Source organism: Microcoleus sp. S36a_B3 (genome assembly GCF_036700745.1).
GTDB lineage: Bacteria > Cyanobacteriota > Cyanobacteriia > Cyanobacteriales > Microcoleaceae > Microcoleus.
The window spans coordinates 370,960-393,253 of record NZ_JAUBPN010000001.1 but is presented as its reverse complement, the minus strand read 5'-3'; the positions used below and the strand labels follow the sequence as shown (position 1 = coordinate 393,253).

Below are 22,294 nucleotides of genomic sequence, written 5' to 3'. Positions count from 1 at the left end.
TGTGTTGAGGTATGCCTCGCATTAAAATTGAGTCATCTTGTCAATGAATTTTGACAACTATTCTGGTTCAATTCCCAAAGCCCGCAACTGATTCGCTAATCGCTCAGCCCGCTCTTGGGCTTGTGCAGCTTGTTGCTGTGCTTGCAGTGCAGCTTCCTCTGGTGTAGCAACTAACTCACTATCTGGGGTAAAATAACGCAATTTTCCATCATGAACTCCCAGATATAATTCTAGTACCTCACTCCACAATCTACCAAATTCATTGGCAACAATAGCTTGATATTCTTGACCGATTAAACGAAAACCACTAAACTCTAAATCTTCTGGATCGAACCAAAAGTATTCGGGAGTTCTAAACCGATTCTGATATAATATCTTTTTTTCCTTGCGATCGACTCTGGCGGTAGAACTAGAGAGTAATTCTATAATTATATCGGGGTATTTACCATCTTCTTCCCAAACTACCCAGGAACGACGCGGACGTTTTTCTGTGCTTGCGATCAGAAAAAAATCCGGGCCGCGAAAATCTCGATTCCGCAATTGTTGCTGGCTGTAGTAAACCGTGAGGTTGGCTCCAATGAAAAAATCGTTGCGTCCGCGCCATTGCCATTCTAAACAGGCAACTAATAATGCTAATTGAATATAATGCAGGGAACTTTCCATTTCTGGCTCATCACTTTCAAGTTGACTGGCATCTGGCATCAATCTTGCCATTTCTTGGGCTGTAAAAACCATGACTTAATCCTCCCAATTTAGTATATCTTTTCAAGAAAATTTCCCCATAGCCTCCTAAGTTAAATTTTATCGCGCGATCGCACTTTTGAGCCATTTGACCATTTTTTCGTAACCATTCCGCAGGTTGCGCCCATTACCTAAGTTGCAGTCCCGATTTTGGTACGCAGTAGTATCGCCATCAAAGTATCAATGGCGGCGCTGCCAAAATCATTAGTCATCATTCCTTCGCAGTCAGCACTTCAGTCTTTGACTTTGACAATAAATCTAATTTTAACTCATTCATCTTTCTAGTCCTGTGATAGTCGCCGCGAGAAAGATGTTTTTCCAGCCACACATACAAGACAATAAATAAATATCGGCTGCCCATTTCTTTGATTTTCAATTTAGAAATACCAGCAGTCCGATTGTACCACCTCAGAGGAATCACCGTATAGGAAAAACCCCGAACAATTGCTTTCAAAGGCAGTTCCACAGTTAAATTAAAATGATGGCTTAAAATCGGGTGCACGCCTTCAATCACTTCTCGGCGGTAGAGTTTAAAAGCATTGGTAATATCGTTGTAGCGCAAGCCGAAAATACTTTTGACAAACCAGTTTGCTAAGCGGTTAATTGCTAATTTGTGAATTGGATAATCAACAACAAAGCCGCCTTTGATAAATCTGGAACCGAAAACGCAGTCATATCCTTCTTGCAATTTGCGGTATCCTGCTACCAAATCTATGGGATCGTCGGAAGCATCCGCCATCACAATTGCTACAGCATCGCCGTCAAATTCCGCTAAACCCCGGCGCACCGCAAATCCGAAACCGTTGGGAGGCTGATTGTTGATGTATCTAACTGTGGGGAAAGTCTCTGACAATTCCTGGCAAATGTCAAGGGTTCGATCGGTGCTATTGTCATTCACAATCAAAATTTCGTGCGGAATCCCTTCTAAATCGAGCGTTTGGGCTAAAGCCCGTACAGTACCGTACAAACAGCCCTCTTCATTGTGGGCTGGTACAATCACCGAAATTTTCACTTTTCATCCTCCGCGCAACTGGACAAACTGGTTGTCAACAGGATTATACACCCAAGCTTTGATATAGGTTTGGTCGATCGACAAATCGCGATCGGACACATCAACCGCCCACCTCGCATTATTGTACAACTGCGATTGCAAAATCTTAGCAATATCGGGACTGTCCAAATTTACATAAGCGTTAGCAAAAAAAGATTGTTTGTCGCCGACAGATAGCAGTACAATCTTAGGCTGTTGCAAATTTTCTGGCAAAATTGCCCAACCAGCAGCCTTGAAAGATTTTTCGCCCGTTGGGGGTTTGTCTAAATAGCCGTAAACTTTCTCTGGATTAGCAATAAACTCTACATTTTTCGCGAACTTTCTCCAACCTATTCGATCGAGAATTGCAGCGCCTTCTCTCACCAGCCAAGTTTTTTTGCTCAGCACCCTCAAACAGCTTTCTGGCGAATTCTTGAAAAAGTCCGACGGTTCCAAATAGTTAATTAATTGCAAACAATTTTGAGCGCCTTGCTTGTAAAGAAGTGCCGAGCTAGTTTGGGCGATCGCCTGTTGATAATTAACAATAATTATCCCAATTAACAGCCCTGCCAATCCCCTATAAATAAATTTATAGTTGCGATTTATGGTAGCCATATTACCTCGGACAAACAATTGTCCGAGCTGAACCAGAGCAATCAACAGCAAAATCGAATTAGTCGTATATCTTGAAGATTCGATCGCCTGAATCGCCCCAAATTCTGCCCTCCCAGCGGTAATAAACAAAGACGCTAAAACCGAAAACGAACCTATTGACAGCCAAGGTAAGGCCTCACGATTCTCGGTAATTTTTCTCCCAAAATGCCATACAAAAAATATAAAACTTGTGAATATTACCAATCCTACCAATGCAGAAACTCCGGGCGATCGCACAATTGGCGAACCCAACAAACTTAAAAAATAATCAATCACCACCAGCGGCTTATTCAACAATGAAATAATACTTGTTTTCCGGCTCGGATGATAATCTATTGAGTAAATAGCACAAGTTGTCACAAACAGCAACATCCATACAATTAATTTGATTTTTTTATGTACTATTTTTCCTTCTAAAGCCATCACAGCCGGAATTGCCACCAACCAAGAAAGCAAACCTTGAGCCAGGGAAAAACTAGCAATAAAGCAGAATATAGCAGCAAGAGATATTCTAATTTTAGGCGAAAAATTGTTATTTGAAACCAGCACATTAACCGCTGATACAAAACACAAATTTACCAAAAACCAGGCTAATTGAAATCCCCAAAGCCAGTTTTCGTGCTGAACCAGGGAGAACACCAATATACAAGTTAAAATATTAGCTAAATGCCACAAATTATCTCCATTTTTAGCTTGTAGAGAAGATAACTTGTAGGTGGCGATAAAAGTTAGCCCCGCCAAACCTATACTGAGACACAACGGATAATTAATATTCCATCTAGAAGCAAAAGCCAGCAGCGAAATAATTATTTTCGGGAACACTATGCGGTGATTGCTGTGCAATGCCCAAAAATCGTTAAAAGTTATATTTCCCTGAGCGATTTTTTCAAACAAGGGGGCTAATCTCCACTCGTCATCGATGGGAACGTTGATGCTAAAATGCGCTACAAATCCGATTAATATAACAACAGGAATTAGGTATAGACTAAATAAAATATATTTTTTCATTAACATCAAATCCGGTAGCATCGGAAGTGTAAAATCCAGTCATCAGCTTTTCGACTGACAATTAACAGTCAACCGTCAACCGTCAACCGTCAACCGTCAACCGTCAACCGTCAACAGTCAACCGTCAACAGTCAACAGCTCGCTACTTAACAGTCTTGAACGTATCCAGTTTGCCAGTAAATCGGTTGATAAACATCTGCAAAACAGTCCGCTTGCCGATGTTGATATTAGAACTTACAGCCATTCCCGACTGCAAGTTAACTTCCTGTTGATTTGGCTTGTTCTTGTTCAAAACAAACTTTTGATTCTTGAGCTTGATTTTTGTTTTGAAAGAGTAGTATTTCCGCAATTCGGTAGGAGGCTCAGCATCCTTGCTAATCTCTTTCACTTCACCCTCAGCAGTACCAAACTCCAAGGCCGGGAAAGCTTCAACATTGACTTCTACAGGCACGCAGGCGTATTTCGTCAGACCCAATTTCTCTCTGTTAACTTCCTTCTCTGGACACACGCAACTTTTACCTTTTTCGCAATCAATTTTTTCTCCATCTAATTGTTTGCCGTGATACGGCTCCAATTTCTCGCGCTTCTGTCTCATGGCATCCAATACCAGAGCTACGTTGCTGTTTTCCAGGTAAACAACTGCTTCCAGACCGTTTTCGTCGTCCAAAACCTTGAGCAGCTTCTCGGTTTGCTGCGCTTCATAATAAGCTTCTTCGCAGCGTTTCGGGCGGGGATCCCCAGGTTTTACCACTGAGTTAATGATGGATTGGCAAATCGGATCTTTCGTTATATCCAACTTCGCATCCTGCTTCTTAGAAGGTTTCAAATCAAAGATTACCCCCGAGACTGGAGACTTCAGCACTTGAGTATCGCGGTTTTGCTGCGCTTTTTCTAGCTGAGCATTTACCTCGGACAGCTTTTTGAGGTTTTCTACTTTTAAGCGGCTAAGCTGAGAATCGCTGCTGGCAATTTGTTTCTGGTTTTCAGCAATTTTGGTGTACAGTTCTCTAGCCCAGGCATCCTTAGTGTTTTTTAACTGTTCTTCGGCGCGGGCTATAGACTCCTGAATGCGCGCTTGTTCTCCTTGCTGGCGCTCTATTTCTGCGGCAATTTTTTCGATGTCACCTTGACGGGCGTTAATTTCACCCCGGCGGGTATTGAGTTCGCCTCGGCGCGTGTTAATTTCGCCTTTGCGGGAGTTGATTTCACCTTCGCGCTGCTTGATTTGATCTTGCTGTTTAAGAACGTCGCTTTGGCCTCTGAAAACATCTTGTTCTTGCTTTTCTTTTTGCAGTTCGGCGATCGCTCCTTGCTCTACCAGCGGGCCTAGTCTACCCAGAATGGCTTGATTAGACTTCAAGACTTGTTGGGATTTTGCTAACTGTTCGTCAGCCAAATCTTTTTGAGCCAGGGCTGATTTGACTTGCTCTTGCGAAGAAGCTAACTGCTGTTGAGAATAATTTAATTGGTTCTGAGCAAAACCCAATTGTTGCTGTGCGACGGTCATTTGAGCGCCGGCAGCTTTTTCAGCATTCTCAGCTTGCTTGAGTTGTTTGTCCAACTCCTGAACTTGACCTTGGGCTGCGGCTACGCGAGAGAGAAATTCCGATCGATAATTAACATACAGTCCTTGCTGACTGGCATCAAAATTTCCGCTCGATCCCCTGTTGAGGTACAGCTCGTCAATCAGAGCTTGCAGCACTTGATTTTGTGCCACGAGGCTCTGTCTGTCCTTGATTGTGGATTCTAAATTAGAAGGAATCGGGCCTTGAACTTTGCCGTTAACAACATCTTCGTAAAATTTATTTTCTTTTTCCAGGGCCTCTTTAGTTTTCTGGACCGACGTTAAATCTGCTGCGGGTGCTAGGGGGTTGAAAGTGAGCAGAGGCTGGTTTTTTTCCACGCGATCGCCATTTTCAACGTGAAGTCTCACCACCGCCCCTGTAGCGGGTGCTTGGATCTCTCTAGCACCATCTTTTAGTTCCAATTGGCCCACAGCCGGGACAGCTTGTTCTACGCTAGCAAAATAAGCCCAAACTACACCCGAAGTGGTCATCAGCATGATCATCCACAAAAACAAGTGGGACCAAATCGCTGGTTTTTCGAGAATGATTGGTTGCTCAGAAAGCGTGATCGATTTCATAGCCATTTGTTACTTCCCAAATTATTAATTGTTCGTTATCGGTTGTAAGTTGTCAGTTGTGAGATATCAAGTATTCGATGACTCTTGTTGTTGGAAGAGGCAATAGTAACGTCCTCTAAGAGCCATTAATTCTTTGTGAGTTCCCTGCTCGACTACAGAGCCTTGATCCATCATAATAATTATGTCGGCGTTTTGGATGGTAGTCAGGCGGTGAGTAATGAAAAACACCGTGCGGCCGGCAAAAGCTTCTGCTAAGTTATTGCAAACTTGGCGTTCGGAATGATAGTCGAGGGCGCTTGTAGCTTCGTCTAAAATCAGCAATTTCGGGTTTTGCAAAATCGTGCGGGCGATCGCCAAACGCTGTCTTTGACCCCCAGAAAGCGACGCACCCCGCTCTCCGACTATCGTATTGTAGCCAGCAGGCAAGCCCATGATAAAGTCGTGAGCTACGGCTAGTTTTGCCGCCCGCACAATCTCATCGGTACTCGCATCGGGATTGCTCAGGGCAATATTTTCCTGTACCGAGCAGTTAAACAGCAAAGTATCTTGCAGCACCACCCCAAGCTGACTGCGGAGCGAATATAATTCCACCTTGGCAATGTCGTAACCATCAATAAAAATCCGGCCCGAAAGCGGGGCATAAAGACGCTGCAACAGCTTCATCGCCGTACTTTTACCGGAACCGCTTCCCCCCACAATTCCCACAAAACTGCCAGCGGGAAAATCCAAATTCACATTCGCCAATTGCAGAGCCCCACTCTCTAGGAATCGGAAGGAAACCTCCTCATACTTAACATCCCCTTGAATTGCAGGCAGCGGGATATTGCTCCTGTCTTCCTCGCTGGTTTCCGTGGGTTTATCGACAATATCCTTGAGCATATCGATCGACATCGAGACTTCTTGGAAACTCTGCCAAACGCTCACAAAACGCAGCAGCGAACCAGTCACGTTCCCCGAAATAATTCGGAAAGCAATCAACTGACCCAAAGTCATGTCATTGCTCAGTACCAAATAAGCTCCCACCCACAACTGAGCCAAGTTACCCACCTGGTTTAAAAAGCTGCTAATCGTACCTGCAGTAGTCCCCGTGATAATTGTTTTAAAACTGGCTGTAATGTATTTTGCGTAGCGGCTCGACCACTCCCAGCGAGATTTCAATTCAATATTTTGAGCTTTAACAGTTTGAATTCCGCTGACTACTTCTACTAGATAAGATTGAGAGTCAGCAAAACGCATATTTCTTTGTTTGATAAGGCGCAGCACCAGCGGATTAATCAGAATAATCATCAGCGCCAGTATCGGTACCACTGCCAAAGATACGAAGGTTAGCTTCACGCTGTAGGAAAGCATCACCGCGACGTAGACCACCGAGAATACTGCATCGAGAACAACTGTTAAAGCTGTACTCGTCATGAATTCCCGAATCTGGCCCATCATGCTGAATTTGTAAACCAAATCTCCGACGCGCCGGTTGTCAAAGTAATTCTGGGGCAGCCGGAGTAAGTGGTCGATAATTTCCGCACTCAATTTGACATCGATACGGTTGGAAGTATCTATAAATAAGAAGGTACGCAAACCATTTAGCAGTCCTTCAAACAGGGCAACACCTAACAAAAACGCCCCCAAAATATCCAGGGTGTCGATGCTGCGCTGACCTAATACTTTATCAATAATTACTTGGCTGATTAATGGGTTAGCCAAACCGAATAACTGTACAAAAAATGAGGCTAACAGCACTTCAAAAAACACTGTTTTGTGTTCCATCAGCGCCGGCACAAACCACCAGAAGCTGAACTGCTCTTTTTGCTCGACTTGGGGAGCTTGCAGCAGCAGGACTTCTCCTAGTTCTCCCCAGATTTCTTTAAACTGAGGTATCCGCTTCCGCATCAGCCCCTTTTCAGGAGTTGCCATCACCAATTCTTGCTCGGTGATGCTGTAAATAATGGCAAAGCTATCTTCCCATTTAATCATTACGGGAGCTTTGATGCGGTTGATGGCTTCGGCTGGAACTTGGGCCAATTGGGGCGTGAGGCCGATGCTTTGGGCGATCGCCCCGCAGGCTTGCAAGTTGATCGCACCAGCGGTTTTTAACTGATTTTCTAGAACTTTGCGGATGATATCCCGACGAAATTTGATGCCGAAATACTTGCTCAACATTTGGAAGCAAGCTAGGGGCGCATCTATGGTTCCTTTGGCGCGGAAAACCGGATATTTCGTATCCTTTGGTACTTCGGCTCGCGGGTCTGCAGGAGGTGGTGCGGGCTTAATCACCAGCGATTTTTCACCACTAAGCGACCTCACGCCTGGGTCTTGTATCGAAGTTTCGATTTGTGACTCTGGTTGCGGTTCTGGGGGTTCGCGGAAGCCGACCAAGCGCGCGCCAGCGTGGCCTTCTACTTTTAAGGATTTGGCTGCGGTTTCCACAGAGAAACGGCTACCGGTGGGAAAATCGCCCAAGACGCCGCTGCTGACGAGCCAAATGCGATCGGCATCTAACTCTTGGGCGAGCTCTTGGGTTTTTTTGTTGCCCTTTGGCACGTTGACAACTGTCGCGTCTTCCCAAGCTTGCAGGGTGAGTTCCTTGAGATTGGAAGTACCGTCGGCTTGGCGCTGCAATTCCAGGCTCAACAGTTCAAATACTTCGCTCAAGGAAGAGTGAGCGCGAAAGGCTTCTCCGAATGTGGGTTGTTTTTCCACTACACTCAGGAAATCTTCAGCAGGTATGACGATCGCGATTACATCTGTAGAGGCGATCGCCGTTTCGCAGGGAATTCCCCTGAGTAAGCCAGCCCAACCTATAATTTCCTGTGACTGCACCAAGCGCAAACTGACGTGGCGCTGCGATCGCTGGTCAAACCCCAGCAGCCGAGCCTGGCCTTGATAAATAATTGCCACCTGAGCCGGCATTTTTTCCCGTTCAAACAGGGGTTGCCCGGTGCTGTAGCCTAGGAGTTGGCATTTAGCCACCAACGCTAGAAGAGCCGTCTCAGAGAGTCGGTCAAAGGGAGGTGTTTTAGCTAAGAAATCCTGAATCTGGGAGAGGGAAACAGCGGCAGAAGTCATCCGATTTTAGATTTTAGATTTTAGATTTTAGATTTTAGATTGAATCCACAGATGAATCCAGAGGCTTTTTGTCATGATGCTACGCTTTTAAAGTTTCCACGGATAAATCCGGGGCCCCAGACAAAATTGCTTTCGGTCACGATATTGAAGACACCGAAGACAGGGGTTGTAGCGGGCCAATCTTCGATACCTGTTCGGCGACCCAGCTTTCAAAAAGTTCGTTAATCAAGCGCAGCCGCATCGATTCGTCGAGCTGGGCCGGCATGAACTGTTCTAGTCGAATAATTACCATCCATTCTGCCAGAGGACGCGGCGTCCAGAGTTGATTTGGCTTGCTGACAGACAAAAGTTTGCTGATTGCCGGGTGTGGCTGGCTCAGGGGTACAGGGCCCAACACGCCGTCGGACTTGGACTCTGGGCCTTCGGAAAAGTTGCGGGCCACTTCGGCAAAGGTTTGTTCGCCTTCGAGGATGCGAAAGTAAAGTTCGTTTGCTAGTGCTGGATTTTTGGTGCGAACCAGGGAATAGACTACGTGGTCTAGGCTGGCTTTGCGGGTTAAAAAATAATTATCAACTTTAGGTCTCCAAGTCTCTTGCTTAAATTTTTCGATCAGCAAGGGTCTGACGGCCATGTCTTGAAGTTCTGCTGCAGTCATGTTTTGGCTGCGGAGCCAAGCTTCTCGGGCTTCCGGCGCTGTCAGTTGGTGCTGTGCCAGAAAGTTTTCGACGGCTCCCTGTCGTTCTTCGTCGCTGCAACTAAAGGATGCGATCGCTTGGTCTATGATTACACCCCGCAAAAATTGGGGCATCAACTGATACCGCTTCAGGAGCGATGGCATATCCTGAGCTTGAAGCAATTTATCGCCTATTTGAAAAAGTCCTGTCATTTTTTTATCTCCAACTGACTTGCGCTTTCCCTTTTAATTTAGCTGTGGCAGGAAAAGAGCGACAACCACTAACCTCTCAATCTCCCGATGATAGCAGAGCGTTAAGAAAGCTAGCGCTATTGCTGTCTATTTCTTGACGCTTTACCGGGCTACGGGTTCCTTTCAAATAGTTTGCCTATCAGGGAGGAGTAAGCGAGGCTATCAAGAATTTTGGGGTTTGTCGCCATTGTTTGCTGGACTCGATCCCGATAGTGCCGGCGCAGTTTTGGGTTGGTTCCCAGTGCTGTACTTAGCTCTATATAAGAGTTCTCGCTGTTTACTACAAGTTCCGGAAGTTGTAGCTCTTCGAGGACTGCTGCTGATGGGCGCGATCGAATTTTTTGCCCTTTTCTTGCCACTACTGGCAACCCTACCAACAGCGCTTCTGAACCGGAGCCGGCATCGCTGTATGGATAGGCTTCTAAATATATATCAGCTAATTTCAGACATTTTATGCAATCTGCGCGATTTTTTAGCGCCCTTATCACAACTATCCGCTGTTTGTCAAGACCAAATTCCCTGAATGTCGATCGAATTTGGTTGTAAAAAGGCACCGCCGCGTAGTTTTCTCGGCCCGAACCAAAGGGATACAAAACTAAAATAGAATTCGGCACAGCAGCAATAATTTTTGCCCAAGTTAATCGCAATTCTGGGATAATTGTCCAAACCGGAGCACCGGAGATGAACACTACAGATTCATCAGTGGCTCCCCAACTGCTGCGAGTCGGTTCAACTGTGGCAGCCGCTGATGCTACCGGATAGCTGAAACAAACTCCCGAACCTTCTAAAGTAATTAATTTTTCCCGATACTGTGCTGCTGCACCTGTCGGCAATGTCAAATCTCCAGCAATCAAATAATCGATATTTCGGGCTGCAGTGCTGGCCGGATTTGATGCAGCGGTAGCCATTTGCACCCGCGCCAGTCGGTGCAAACACAGCAGCGCGGTTGCTTGGGAAGTTTCGGCGATATTAGTGCAAATTAGCAGAATATCTAAATCGTGCGATCGAATTTCCTGTACTTGCTCTGGCAAATCCCCCGAAAGTTGCACCAGTTTGTCAGCGCAACTTTCGCAATATTTCCCCAATTGCTCATCCTCTACCTGGAAATGATACACGATAACTTCAAACTTGGTTTTATCCAAATATTCAAACGTTGGAATAGCAGCAAAAGTCTCTGAGTTTCCACTAATTTGATCCAGCAAAAATCCCACTCTAATTTTAGTTCGTTCAACTGCTCTTTCAGCAAAAATCCAGTCTATTTGACAACCAATATTTTTTAAATAAAATTCCAAAATATCAGCTCGTCGAATTAAGACATCTAGCAGATTAGCTTCGCTCAAATACAAAACTTTAAAACTAACATTCTTAGCAATATAAGCAGCCAAATAGCGCCAAACTTCCGCATCGGGAAAACGGGCAATATTAGCAGCGACGTACTCTATCAACCCCTGGAAATATTCCGAGTATTTTTCAACATCTCCCTTCTGCTGAAAACAAGTCGGAGATTGAAATAGAAATTTCAGAAAATCGTCAAAAACCCACTGGGGAATCGCTGCATTTTTATACTCTAGTCGCAACTGATAAGCCTCCCCGTACAGCATCGCTGCCAGGAGATATTGAATCTGCTCAGCAATTGCCCCTGCGTCAGCAAGTTGCGAGACTAACTGCTGCACAAAACTTTGTTCTGACTCCGTTAAAATTTCATGTTTCAGGTGGCTATCCATTAACAACTTATGAGCTTTTCCTGCTGCTTGCGAGTAAGCGCTTTCTAAATTTTCGACTGGAAAATTCAGCCAATATTCCGCTAATTGTTGGCGGTACTGGCGCATTTTTTCCAGAATAAACTGGTTGGATGGCAATTTTTTGTACTGTGCTACCAGCGCTGACAAGTTAGATATATTAGGCTGGGTTCTTATGGCTAACTTTTGGCGGATTGTATGTTTTATTTCGCGATTGAGGAAACTGTACTCAGGACTATTTAGCAGTTTTTTGTAAAATCTGACCACATCTTTATGATTTTCCCCAGCCGCGAAGTTTTTCCAGGTTTGTTGGTTGGGATGAATCCTGAGTGACGACAGTTTTTCGTCTACAAATCCGATGTGATAATTGCCCATGATGCGCCACCACATATCTAAGTCTACATACTGAGACAATCCTGAATCAAACAATCCTATTTCGGCAAAAACTCTGGCGGCAATTAATACGGTACTCGGTTCGCCAATTTTGTTGATGGGGTTGCTCAAGCAGTTAGCATCTGCTAGCAATTCTTTTCCGGGCTGAATAGGTTTTAAATTCGACCAACTTTTGTGCAAATCGTTAATTGATTGGGAAGCTTTACGCAAAATCGGGTGAGATTCATCGGCGGCGATGGTGATAGCGCGCGGGGAGAAAACCATACCGATTTCTCGGTTTGTTTGGGCGAGGGCTACCATTTTTTCGATACATTCTGGTGCTAGCAAGTCGTCTTGAAACAGAAATTTAATGTATTCACCTTTGGCTTGGGATATGCAGAAGTTCCAGTTTTGTGATAAGCCGTAGTTGCGGTGCAGGATGATGCGGAAGTCGGCGGATGTCTGGGATTGGAAGGATTGGGCGATCGCAATTGTGCGGTCTGTGGAACCGTCATCGGATACAATCAGTTCTATGTTGGGATATGTCTGAGCCAAAGCACTTTTGATTGTTTCCTCAATAAACGCTTCTCCGTTGTACGTCGGAATGCAAATACTCACCAAAGGCTGCCAGTTTTGCAGTTGGGCTTTTGATTGAGTTTTGGGATGTGATGATTGCAAGTCAGCCTTAATTTTTGCAGACTCTGCTTTGGCTGTTGCTGACAGAGGCAAGTTTTGAAAGTTATCAGTAATCTCGGCAATATATTCGAGACGTTTTCTAATTTTACTACCCGTAACTTGCGGGTTGAGTAAAGTCTGAATTTCCTCAGCAGCTACCGCTCCAATTTCTTGAGCTTTTTGGTAATTATTGAAAACTTTCCGCATTAAATCAGCCGCGTGTTCGACATCCGGTTGGGCCCAAACATTGCCTTTTTTGTAAGGCCCGCAATCTTGCTCAATCGGGATTAATTTATACTTGACTAAAAAGCTGTTACCGACATTCATAAATTCTGTATTTGATGAATAGTCGGTGGCAATTACAGGTTTGCCATAAAACATCGCCTCAGCCATTGTTAAGCCGAATCCTTCGCAGCGGTGCAGCGATACGTAGCAGTCGCAATTGTAGAGCAAGCCGTTAATTTGATCTTTGGACAAATACCCGTCTAGATGTTTGATGTTTGAATTGTTGGCTATGGCTAAGTTTAAGGCGGTTTTAGCTTCGGGAAATTGATGTGAATTGGAAGATTTGATAATTAACAATAGGCGGTCATCTTCGCCGAAAGCTTGTTTGAAGGCTTGAATTGTAGCTAAAGGATTTTTGCGTTCGATGCGGCTGCAAAAGTCGAATATAAACAGGAAAATAAATTTATTTTTAGGCAAGCCTAGCTCTTTTCTGCTGACTGAAGGTGCGGGCAGAGCAATGCTGGGCATGATTTTGATGACGGGAATTGGTGAAACTTGGGCAATTGTTTCGGCACAATAATTGCTGTAAGTCCAAATTTCGTGAAAGTGATTAAATGCTGGTTGCCATTGGGGGGGGAATGCGGGTATTTCCCATGCCCAAAATCCGATGTTATATTTGTTTTGAAAATAACTTGAACCTCTATGTTTGATAAAGGTTGCCACTTCGTCGGCGTTGACTTGAATTAAGTTGACTGGGTGCGGATTGTCAGAGCTAAAATTTTGATAGGTGTTGTCTTGTTGGCGGTGGGGACTGCGGGAAAAATTGTTTATTTTAAAGGGGATTTTGGCTGCTTCTGTTGCTCGGATGTTTGCTCGGACACCTTCTCCGACTCCAAATTCGCCGTTGATGTAACCGGCGATGTTGATTCCTAAATTTTGATTCATAGTTTTAAATGTATTGAGCTAAGTGTGGTGTTATTTTTTTTGATTAAAAAGCTGAATTAATTGATATTCTCAATGGCGGTTGAGGAGGGTAGGAGTTGAGAATAAATTATCGTGTTCTCAATGTTTGCTAAGATGTAGCAATCTTTGCTGGATGGGGAACAGGATTTAATTGAACCGCAGAGGGCGCAGAGTACGCTGAGGAAGAGAAGGGAGGGAAGAGCAAGAGAATGAGTTGGTCTCTGAAAATTTTGTTCTTGACAAATGTGCCGATCGCTATTGTATACTGGCATCGCTATGCTAACTTTCGGCTGGTTTTCTGTCGCATGGGTTGCTCTGTTTGATTTTACAATAAACTAATTAGGAATTTTAGACAAAGTGATCGATCGCGTCAACCACGACCTTTTGAAACTGCTACCGCCGGATGCTAATGTCGTAGTCGAAATTGGCTGCGGTACGGGTTCGAGTGGTGAAGAATACAGGCAGATAAATCCCCACTGTCAGTATATTGGCATTGAGCGCGATCGCGAAAAAGCTAAGATTGCGGTCGATCGGCTAAACTGGGTGACGGTAGCCGATATTGAAGAACTTGCCGTAGAAAGTCTCGAAATCGCCCCCGGAAGCGTCGATTGCTTGATTTTTGGCGACTTGCTACCCTATCTCAAAAATCCCTGGGATGTCCTCAAGCAGTACAGTGCTTTGCTCAACCAAGACGGGCAAATTTTCGCCGCCATCCCCAACGCTCAATACTGGCGGCGCATTGTCAATCTGTTGCGGGGAAATTGGGAAAATCCCGACAGCAAGATGCAGCACTGGTTTACCCTAGAAAGTATTAAATCACTATTTGCTGATGCCGAATTGCAGGTTTACGAACTGCAAGGAAAGGGACACAAAACCGAAACTTTTGTCCGCTTCCAGCAATTGCTGCATCCAATGGTGAAGGCTTTAGAGCTGACAGCGACGGATTTTGCTACGGAAACCGGTGCTGAATATTATATCGCGCGATCGACCAAATCGGTCATATCACCCCGCAGACTGCTGATCCAAACTATCATTATGGCTCCTACAGGGTGCGATCGCGTGCGAGTTTTGGAACCTGACCAATTTAGCGCCACAATTCCCGGAGTCCGCACCGTCTCCAGCGTGAAAACAGTAGAATCAATTAGTCCGCTAGCTGGAGAAGAAAAAATCTTCATCTGGCAGCGGACAATTATGCAATATCCCGCCTATATTCCCAAGCTCAAAGAACTGCTGCAACAAGACTACTTAATAGTAGCTGAAATTGACGACAATCCAATCCGCCGCCGCGAATATGCAGACAACAATCACCTCAGCTATCGCGGCTGTCACTGCGTTCAAACAACGACAGAACCGCTAGCAAAAATTTTGCGGCACTACAATCCCAATGTTGCCGTATTTCCCAATCAATTAGCTTATCTGCCCCCGGCGCGAATTTACCCGACAGAAAATACAGTAACTCTATTTTTTGGTGCGCTCAACCGCGAACAAGATTGGCAGCCGATTATGGCAGCGCTCAATCGAGTTTTGGTCGCACACAAACATCGGATTCGAGTTAAAGTCATCCACGACCGCCGATTTTTTGAAGCGCTGGAAATACAGCAAAAGGAATTTGAACCGTTTTGCAGTTACGAACGGTATCAAGAAATTATGTACAGTTGCGATATAGCTTTGTTGCCGCTAGTTGCCAACCCAGTTAACGAAATGAAATCAGATTTAAAATTCATTGAATGTGCGGCGCGGGGAGTTGCGGTTTTGGCAAGTCCCACAGTCTACGAACATTCAATTATCGAAGGTAAAACTGGGTTAATTTACAAACATGAAAAAGAGTTTGAAATCAAGCTAAATTCGCTAATTAATGATAATATTCTGCGCCAACAAATAGCCGCGAATGCTTACGAATGGGTTCGCGACAACCGCTTGCTGTGCGGGCACTACCGGCAGCGGCGAGACTGGTACTTGCAAATGCGGGACGAGTTGCCGCGTTTGAATGCTGAGTTGCGAGGAAGATTGCCGGAGTTGTTTAGCGACTAAGTGCGGTAAGATTTATAGTTATTGTGCGATCGTTCTGTTTTATTGTTTAATTTTTAATTGTTACTCCACACCAATGCGAATTCTCTTCACTATTGCTCACTTTTACAATCCCAGCGGCGACGGGAAACACGCTTCCCAGCGAAACGACCCGCAACCGAGACTGAATGCTTTAACTGCTTGCGTGACATCGCTACAAGCTTTGTACGGTCAATCTCAGTCGATGATTGATATTCGGGAATGTGCAACTATTCCAGCCAATCAAGCTCAAAAACACGAAATTGATATTGTTGTTTGCACTACTCAAGGCTATCATTTGTTGGCTCAACTGCCGGTACAGCCTAGGTCTTTTATGCACCACGCTACAAAATGCGAACCGCTACTTTTGGGGTTTGAGTGTCAAGCAGTTTTGCGAGCGTGTCTTGACAAATACGATTATTTCTGTTACTTAGAAGATGATTTGATTCTGCACGATTCTTGGCTTTTTAGCAAATTAAATTGGTTTACACATCACGGCGGAAATGGAAATTTGCTCCAGCCTAATCGCTATGAAATATCGCCTCAAGGGGCTGTTTTTAAAGCATATATTGATGGGGATTTAGCGGCAGGAGTTACTGCTAAGTTTCAAAATGTGGAGGAACAGCCGCAGTTAATGGGGAAAATTATGGAACAGCCAATTTCTTTTGAACGGGCTTTGAATCCTCATTCGGGTTGCTATTTTTTGAATGCGGAACAGATGGCTTACTGGGCTAAGCAGTCTCATTTTTTGGATAGGGATACTAGCTTTATTGGCCCGCTGGAAAGTGCGGCGACTTTGGGAATTATGCGAACTTTTAGGGTTTACAAGTCAACTCCTACTTATGCTAATTTTTTGGAAATTCAACATTTTGGGGCGAGTTTTCTCAAGTTGATTGGTAATAAGGTGAGGATTTCGGAGGAAGGATAATATGAGGTTTGTAGTGAGGACTTTAGTCCGCATCCAAGAAGGACTTTAGTCCTCATTACTAACGAAGAATGACTTTAGTCCTCATTACGAACGAATTATAAATTTAAACTATCGCCGATTTTAACTGTGCCGCTGTTGATGATTTTGGCTAAAACTCCGGTTTGTGCGTGACCGAATTCTTGTTTGAGTAAACTCAGTAGGGGAATATCCCGATCGCCCGTTTCTGGATTTACTTCTATGTTGACACAGCGACCGATTCGTGCTGTAACTTCTATGCGCGCCGTGCCTAATTGAAATTGTTTTCCGATTAACTCAAATTCCGACCACGCTTCCATACCTTCTAGCACAATGTTCGGGCGAAATCGGCGCACGTCTATCTGTTGGTTGGCCTTTTCGGTTAATTCGTCTAGGGTGGCTTGGGCGAGGAGAGAAATGTGTACCGGTTCTCGATCTGGATAACGAGTTAAGCCGCTGCTGTCGCCGACTAAGCGCAAAGGTGCAAACTCCGGGTGTCTCGCTTCTTTTGTGGGCTGCATTTCCGCCAGATATTCGCTAAAAAAGCTGCTGATGCGATCGCGCCCCGCTGCTGTGTTCGTCGCTGCTGACAATAGTGAAACTCCTTGACCTTTGACTGTTAAAACGGTCGTTTCCGGTTCATAATGGCATTCTAAAGCTGCTAAATACGGCCAATCGTTTTGAACTGCAAAAGATTTTTTGCTCTTCCAAGGCGCGTTTTCGGCGGGCATTTGTGCCAATTCAGGATTGTCGGCAAACATTAGAGCAAAAGCGCGATCGCCCTTAATGCCATGTCCTGCTGTTAAAGCAAACCCCGACATTTCTTGTGGTGTCAGCCCTTTAATGGGGTAAATGAATAACTGTTTTATTGTTGCTACTGTCATATTTTTTTAGCGGCGCTTCCATTTCAACTGAATTCTTGTCCCCCCATTACTAAGGGGTGCTAGGGGGTACAAGCTAATTCAAAAACATTAATAAAATTGCTATAAAAAGCCGATTAAGCTAGTAATTCATAGCGGCGAATATCGGGAGGTGCAACCGCCAAACCTTCTAATTTCTGCACGGCGGTTTGAAGGTGATTTGAAGCGAGATGTTGTTCTAGCAAAGCTGCACTTTCCCACTCTTCAACAAAGGTGAAATCTGTAGGATCGGCTTGATTTTGCAATAATTCGTATTTGATGCAGCCTTGTTCTTGGCGAGTTGGCTCGATAATGCTCAGCAGCAGAGATTTAAGTTCTGCTACTTTGTCGGGAAAGGCTGTGAGACGGGCGACTACTCGCAAGGTTGGTTTGGACATAGGGTAAAAAAACAAGCTGTTATGGCGATCGAATTTACCGATGTCGATCGGGCAAACTCAACAAAACACGATTTTACTAAAAATAACTCAAAGAGGTCGATCGGTCAACAGCCAGCATAATCTTTCCAGGACGCGCTCAAGTCTCAGAAACCCGGTTGATTCCAAAATTCTTCGTTACCAACCGCAGAACGTCGTGTAAACCGGCTTTCTTGGTATATTCTTCCTTCTTCCTTCTTCCTGATGACGTTGGATGGAAAGTTCGGGGGGGGACAGCACTAACAACCAACAACTAACAACTAACAACCAACAACCAACAACTGAGGGCGGGCACGCACCATCCACCGCCCCTACCAACTAACAACTGAGGGCGGGCACGCACCATCCACCGCCCCTACCAACTAACAACCAACAACCAATAACCAATAACCAATAACCAATAACCAATAACCAATAACTAACAACTAACAACTTCTTCTCAATCTTTGGGATAAAATCGTTTGTTGGCTGTAGAATATTCCCAGGCGAGGTTCTCCGGGTCTTTTTCGCGGCTCCACTCAGCAAACTCCGGTTTAACTTTCCATTTGCCGATCGTAGTGGCGTGAACTTTGAAGCGACGGGAAAGTTCCGTCTGGGTAAAAGAGATTTTCGGCTTTTGAGGAGTCTTGGTTTGAGCTATCGGAAATAAATTAGGTTTTTTTTCTTGTGCTTGTTCCCCATTTGTGGGATGCTCTTTAACAGCTATTGCCGCGTTAGGTGTGGCGCTTTGATTGACATTTGGAGCTATTTGAAAATAATACAAAATTCCTCCTTGTTCCGTCACTTCAAAATCGGCGGCAAACTCATAGGCCCGTTTGTCAAGATATTCTTGAACCTTTGATCCTGGGAGTTTCGCATTCATCGCCAAATCCAAAGCCGTAACTCGCCCTTGATTTTCCTTGATCAACTTGTAGAAAATCGAATCTAAATGAGCGAGTTTATGTTTTTGCTGCTGCTGGTAAAACTTGTAAGCCCAAGCAATTCCGGCTGTGGTGGCGATCGCCCAAAACATCGTTCCCGACTCGAAACTGGCAACCGCCGTCAAGCAAATAGGCAAAAGTAGGGTAAGATATCCCCAAATGCTGCCCTTCTGTAGGTTATTGCTGTTTTTGACCATAGTTCCTGAACAGGTATGTACTTTCGCTAACGCCGTGTTTGTCTGAAAGCCGTCTGGTTTTTCGACACTAGATATATCGCTGTCTAAATCCGCTAATCGCTATCTGCCTAAAAACGGATAAAACCCCCACACTCCTAAGTGAACAATCCTAATTTTAGACCCAATTTCCAACTTTTTTGATTAATCTAGCTGAGTCAATTTTTCTATCTCAAACTTCTACGACGACTTAGCCTATGGCGAAGTCGAAGAAAATCGAAGTATCCAAAATCGAAACTCTCCACTATACTATAAAATCCCAGAATCTACTTTTTTTATAACCGAGGATTCATGTACTTTTTTCGCAAACAGATTGCCATCCTGTGCCTAGTTGTTGCTTGCTGTACCCTGACTGTTAGTTGCGGCGAGAACCGAACTGTCCAGTGTACTAAGTTTACAGAACTTGTCACCAAAGGCAAGACTCTCATCGATCTTAAGAAAGGCAGCTACGATGCTGTAACTAGCAAGAACTTAGCTAAAGATTTGAACCAGACAGCGAAACAACTTGAGGCTTTGGAAGTCACAGATCCCACCCTCAAAGAGATTCAAGGCCCATCGGTTAAATCCTTCCGGGAAATGGGTCAAGCACTAGGCGACATAGCCAAAGCTCTTGAGACTGCAAATCAGGCTTCTACCAGTATAAAAGGTCGAGAGCAAATCAAAACAGCTAGCGCAAATATTCTCCGATACGGACAGCAGGCGAATCAAGCAGCGGAAAATCTAGACGCTTTGACTGAGAAACTGATTAAATATTGCAAGAGTGATCGGTAAAGGCTAAGAGTTTTGAGTTTTGAGTGCGTGAGTTTTGAGTTTGAGCAAAGCCTCGCCTTCATCTAGTATCTACTAATTGCCAATTACCCATTCCCAATCACCCATTTCCAATTACCAAATTTAATTATGAATTTCTAGATTCAAAATATAGCGACCGAGTTGTACTTTTTCCGACCACAACTCATATTCTAACCGCAAGTGTCCCGGTTCCGGCTTTCCTGTCAGCGTCAAGTTGCGAGTGAAGTTGCGGAGGCGCAACTGTTCGGGAGTCGCCAGCGATTCGCCCTGAAGCCAGTAACGGCTAAGCCCGTACATTCCCCGTTCCCAGCAGTGGCGGTAACTGTATTTGCCGTTTCCTTGCATGGTCATAATGACCCGATAGGGCGAAACTTCTAGCCACAGCAACCGGGGTTTTGTGCTTGTTGGTAAGATAGCAACTTCCTCGCCAGGTTCGTTGGAAAATTGGCGATCGACTATTGCCGGTTCGTGTAGCAACAAGTGAAAGCGATCGCTGTCTTTTTGATAAAGCGTACCAGCGGTTTCAACGAATGACCACAAAGGTAAATCTGTGGATACCAGCGATAAACTTACAGGCTTGCGGTGATGCGTCAGCATAAATAAAAGTGTAGGAGTTATTGTGGATCGGGTGGTTTGAGATACTTCGGCTTGCTTCGGCTCCCTTCGACTTGAGGGGTTAAGACGCTGGCTCACAAGTTGCGAGCGTACAAGTTTGAAATTTTATACTTTAGAGTTTAGATTGGTTGGATTCCAAATTCCGGAGATTTTGCTTAAAACAATCAAAAATCTACAACTAGCAATCGAAAATCTAAAATTGTTCAGTCAAAATTCAATCATCTGTTCAATAACTGAGTGCAACAAGTGAAATATGAGCAAATATACGGATGGTTTTTGTAAAATCAAGATAAAATCTGTACAGTTGCATCTGCTGTCCCCCGTGACTGATACCAGTTTCACAAAATAATGAAATTGGGTAGCCCCTGTTCCAAAGCCCTATGCGGTATATCATTCCCCATTCTAAAATCTAAAACTTGTTGGCTCGCGAAGTCGAAGAATCTAAAATCTAAAATGGTATGACTTAGGACTGAGAAAAGGGTAGGATAGCTAACGCTGTCCCATCCTAGTTTATCTCAATGCAAGCTGATATTATAACTACTTCGCTTCTAGGCGAAAGTCAAACTTTAAGCATTCAAAAACCTGCTTCGGGCTTATCGCTGCGAGGTCGGATTCGAGTGCCAGGGGATAAGTCGATTTCTCACAGAGCTTTGATGTTGGGCGCGATCGCCAGCGGTGAAACGACTATTGAGGGACTGCTGCTAGGAGAAGACCCCCGCAGCACTGCTAAATGTTTCTCGCTGTTGGGAGCCTCGGTTTCGGAACTTAACGCAAAACGGGTGAGCGTCCGTGGTGTCGGAATTGGCGAGTTAAAGGAGCCTCTCGAAGTCTTGGACGCGGGTAATTCCGGCACGACGATGCGGTTGATGTTGGGAATTTTAGCGTCTCACCCAGGGCGTTTTTTTGCGGTAACTGGTGACAGTTCTTTGCGATCGCGCCCCATGTCGCGCGTCATTAAACCGCTGCAACAAATGGGAGCGCAAATTTGGGGTAGAAAAAGCAGTTCTTTAGCTCCCTTAGCGATACTCGGACAGCGGTTAAAAGGGATTCACTACCATTCGCCGATCGCCTCAGCTCAAGTTAAATCCTGCATTTTGCTGGCCGGTTTGATGGCTGAGGGAGAAACTACAGTCACAGAACCCGCTCTCTCGCGGGATCACAGCGAGCGGATGCTGCGGGCCTTCGGAGCAAAATTGAGCGTCGATCCAGAAACTTGCAGCGTTACAGTCACTGGGCCCGCGCAACTACAAGGGCAGAATGTGATTGTACCGGGAGATATTAGTTCGGCGGCATTTTGGCTGGTGGCTGGGGCGATCGTCCCAGGTTCCGAGCTCGTAGTCGAAAATGTCGGAGTCAACCCAACTCGCACGGGTATTTTGGAAGCTTTGGAGATGATGGGCGCTGACATTGAACTGCAAAATCAGCGAGAGGCGGCTGGCGAACCTGTAGCGGATATTTTGGTTCGCTATTCCAGTAAGTTACGGGGATGCACCATTGCTGGCGACTTAATTCCCCGATTGATTGACGAAATCCCCATTTTGGCAGTTGCGGCAGCTTTTGCGTCCGGTACTACAATAATTCGAGATGCGGCAGAGTTGCGAGTCAAAGAGAGCGATCGGCTGGCCGTGACTGCTGTGGAACTCAACCGCATGGGAGCCCAAATTACTGAGTTACCCGACGGCTTAGAAATTACCGGCGGAACTCCTTTAACTGGCGCGGATGTTGACAGCTACACCGACCACAGAATAGCGATGAGTTTGGCGATCGCAGCCCTGAATGCCAAAGGTGTTACCAACATTCAGCGGGCCGAAGCTGCTGCCATTTCCTACCCCGATTTTACCGCCACTTTGCAACAAGTTTGCCATCCAAATTAAGAT

Annotated in this window: 15 protein-coding genes; 4 read left to right on the top strand and 11 right to left on the bottom strand. The window is 45.1% G+C overall.

Annotated elements, in window-relative coordinates:
- Positions 1-57: 57 nt before the first annotated feature.
- From QUA01_RS01735 to QUA01_RS01705, 7 genes are all read right to left on the bottom strand, one after another.
- A complete protein-coding gene (locus QUA01_RS01735; protein WP_333089667.1) occupies positions 58-735 on the bottom strand; it encodes a Uma2 family endonuclease in 678 nt (225 codons plus the stop codon).
- A gap of 217 nt (positions 736-952) precedes the next feature.
- Positions 953-1,753, bottom strand: coding sequence for a glycosyltransferase family 2 protein (locus QUA01_RS01730; RefSeq protein WP_333089668.1), 801 nt, complete (start codon positions 1,751-1,753; stop codon positions 953-955).
- A 3-nt stretch (positions 1,754-1,756) separates the two neighbouring features.
- Positions 1,757-3,433: a hypothetical protein gene (locus tag QUA01_RS01725; protein WP_333089669.1), complete on the bottom strand. Its 1,677-nt coding sequence runs from the start codon at positions 3,431-3,433 to the stop codon at positions 1,757-1,759.
- A gap of 142 nt (positions 3,434-3,575) precedes the next feature.
- On the bottom strand, positions 3,576-5,582 hold the full coding sequence (locus QUA01_RS01720) for a chromosome partitioning protein ParA (protein WP_333089671.1): 2,007 nt from the start codon (positions 5,580-5,582) through the stop codon (positions 3,576-3,578).
- Positions 5,583-5,642: 60 nt separating this feature from the next.
- Positions 5,643-8,639, bottom strand: a complete 2,997-nt coding sequence (locus QUA01_RS01715; protein WP_333089673.1) for a peptidase domain-containing ABC transporter — start codon at positions 8,637-8,639, stop codon at positions 5,643-5,645.
- Positions 8,640-8,775: 136 nt separating this feature from the next.
- Positions 8,776-9,525 carry a peptidylprolyl isomerase gene (locus QUA01_RS01710; RefSeq protein WP_194009725.1) on the bottom strand — a complete coding sequence of 250 codons (750 nt, stop codon included), beginning with the start codon at positions 9,523-9,525 and terminating at the stop codon, positions 8,776-8,778.
- A gap of 149 nt (positions 9,526-9,674) precedes the next feature.
- Entirely contained in the window at positions 9,675-13,520 is a 3,846-nt protein-coding gene (locus QUA01_RS01705; RefSeq protein ID WP_333089676.1) for a glycosyltransferase, read from the bottom strand.
- Positions 13,521-13,895: 375 nt separating this feature from the next.
- Between QUA01_RS01705 and QUA01_RS01700 the strand changes: the two genes are divergently transcribed.
- The gene (locus QUA01_RS01700) at positions 13,896-15,569 is read left to right on the top strand and encodes a methyltransferase domain-containing protein (RefSeq protein WP_333089679.1); all 1,674 of its coding nucleotides are present in this window, start codon (positions 13,896-13,898) and stop codon (positions 15,567-15,569) included.
- A gap of 73 nt (positions 15,570-15,642) precedes the next feature.
- Entirely contained in the window at positions 15,643-16,512 is an 870-nt protein-coding gene (locus QUA01_RS01695) for a calcium-binding protein (RefSeq protein ID WP_333089680.1), read from the top strand.
- Positions 16,513-16,607: 95 nt separating this feature from the next.
- On the opposite strand, the gene QUA01_RS01690 is transcribed toward QUA01_RS01695, so the two are convergent.
- From QUA01_RS01690 to QUA01_RS01675, 3 genes are all read right to left on the bottom strand, one after another.
- Complete coding sequence (locus QUA01_RS01690; RefSeq protein WP_333089682.1) at positions 16,608-17,411, bottom strand: MOSC domain-containing protein; 804 nt, start codon at positions 17,409-17,411, stop codon at positions 16,608-16,610.
- Between the two features lie 113 nt (positions 17,412-17,524).
- Complete coding sequence (locus QUA01_RS01685) at positions 17,525-17,824, bottom strand: putative quinol monooxygenase (protein ID WP_333089685.1); 300 nt, start codon at positions 17,822-17,824, stop codon at positions 17,525-17,527.
- Between the two features lie 475 nt (positions 17,825-18,299).
- A complete protein-coding gene (locus QUA01_RS01675; RefSeq protein ID WP_333089687.1) occupies positions 18,300-18,977 on the bottom strand; it encodes a hypothetical protein in 678 nt (225 codons plus the stop codon).
- Between the two features lie 327 nt (positions 18,978-19,304).
- On the opposite strand from QUA01_RS01675, the gene QUA01_RS01670 reads away from it, so the two are divergent.
- Entirely contained in the window at positions 19,305-19,784 is a 480-nt protein-coding gene (locus QUA01_RS01670) for a hypothetical protein (protein ID WP_333089690.1), read from the top strand.
- Positions 19,785-19,904: 120 nt separating this feature from the next.
- Here QUA01_RS01670 and QUA01_RS01665 read toward each other — a convergent pair whose 3' ends face one another.
- Positions 19,905-20,399: a hypothetical protein gene (locus QUA01_RS01665; RefSeq protein WP_333089828.1), complete on the bottom strand. Its 495-nt coding sequence runs from the start codon at positions 20,397-20,399 to the stop codon at positions 19,905-19,907.
- Positions 20,400-20,935: 536 nt separating this feature from the next.
- On the opposite strand from QUA01_RS01665, the gene aroA reads away from it, so the two are divergent.
- A complete protein-coding gene (gene aroA / locus QUA01_RS01660) occupies positions 20,936-22,291 on the top strand; it encodes a 3-phosphoshikimate 1-carboxyvinyltransferase (protein ID WP_333089692.1) in 1,356 nt (451 codons plus the stop codon).
- Positions 22,292-22,294: the final 3 nt, after the last annotated feature.

Excerpts from the sequence above, each read along its gene's own strand:
- aroA (WP_333089692.1), top strand. The coding sequence starts at position 20,936 with ATGCAAGCTGATATTATAACTACTTCGCTTCTAGGCGAAAGTCAAACT.
- QUA01_RS01675 (WP_333089687.1), bottom strand. The coding sequence starts at position 18,977 with ATGGTCAAAAACAGCAATAACCTACAGAAGGGCAGCATTTGGGGATAT.
- QUA01_RS01685 (WP_333089685.1), bottom strand. The coding sequence starts at position 17,824 with ATGTCCAAACCAACCTTGCGAGTAGTCGCCCGTCTCACAGCCTTTCCC.
- QUA01_RS01720 (WP_333089671.1), bottom strand. The coding sequence starts at position 5,582 with ATGGCTATGAAATCGATCACGCTTTCTGAGCAACCAATCATTCTCGAA.
- QUA01_RS01735 (WP_333089667.1), bottom strand. The coding sequence starts at position 735 with ATGGTTTTTACAGCCCAAGAAATGGCAAGATTGATGCCAGATGCCAGT.
- QUA01_RS01665 (WP_333089828.1), bottom strand. The coding sequence starts at position 20,399 with ATGCTGACGCATCACCGCAAGCCTGTAAGTTTATCGCTGGTATCCACA.
- QUA01_RS01715 (WP_333089673.1), bottom strand. The coding sequence starts at position 8,639 with ATGACTTCTGCCGCTGTTTCCCTCTCCCAGATTCAGGATTTCTTAGCT.
- QUA01_RS01695 (WP_333089680.1), top strand. The coding sequence starts at position 15,643 with ATGCGAATTCTCTTCACTATTGCTCACTTTTACAATCCCAGCGGCGAC.
- QUA01_RS01725 (WP_333089669.1), bottom strand. The coding sequence starts at position 3,433 with ATGAAAAAATATATTTTATTTAGTCTATACCTAATTCCTGTTGTTATA.
- QUA01_RS01670 (WP_333089690.1), top strand. The coding sequence starts at position 19,305 with ATGTACTTTTTTCGCAAACAGATTGCCATCCTGTGCCTAGTTGTTGCT.
- QUA01_RS01690 (WP_333089682.1), bottom strand. The coding sequence starts at position 17,411 with ATGACAGTAGCAACAATAAAACAGTTATTCATTTACCCCATTAAAGGG.
- QUA01_RS01710 (WP_194009725.1), bottom strand. The coding sequence starts at position 9,525 with ATGACAGGACTTTTTCAAATAGGCGATAAATTGCTTCAAGCTCAGGAT.
- QUA01_RS01705 (WP_333089676.1), bottom strand. The coding sequence starts at position 13,520 with ATGAATCAAAATTTAGGAATCAACATCGCCGGTTACATCAACGGCGAA.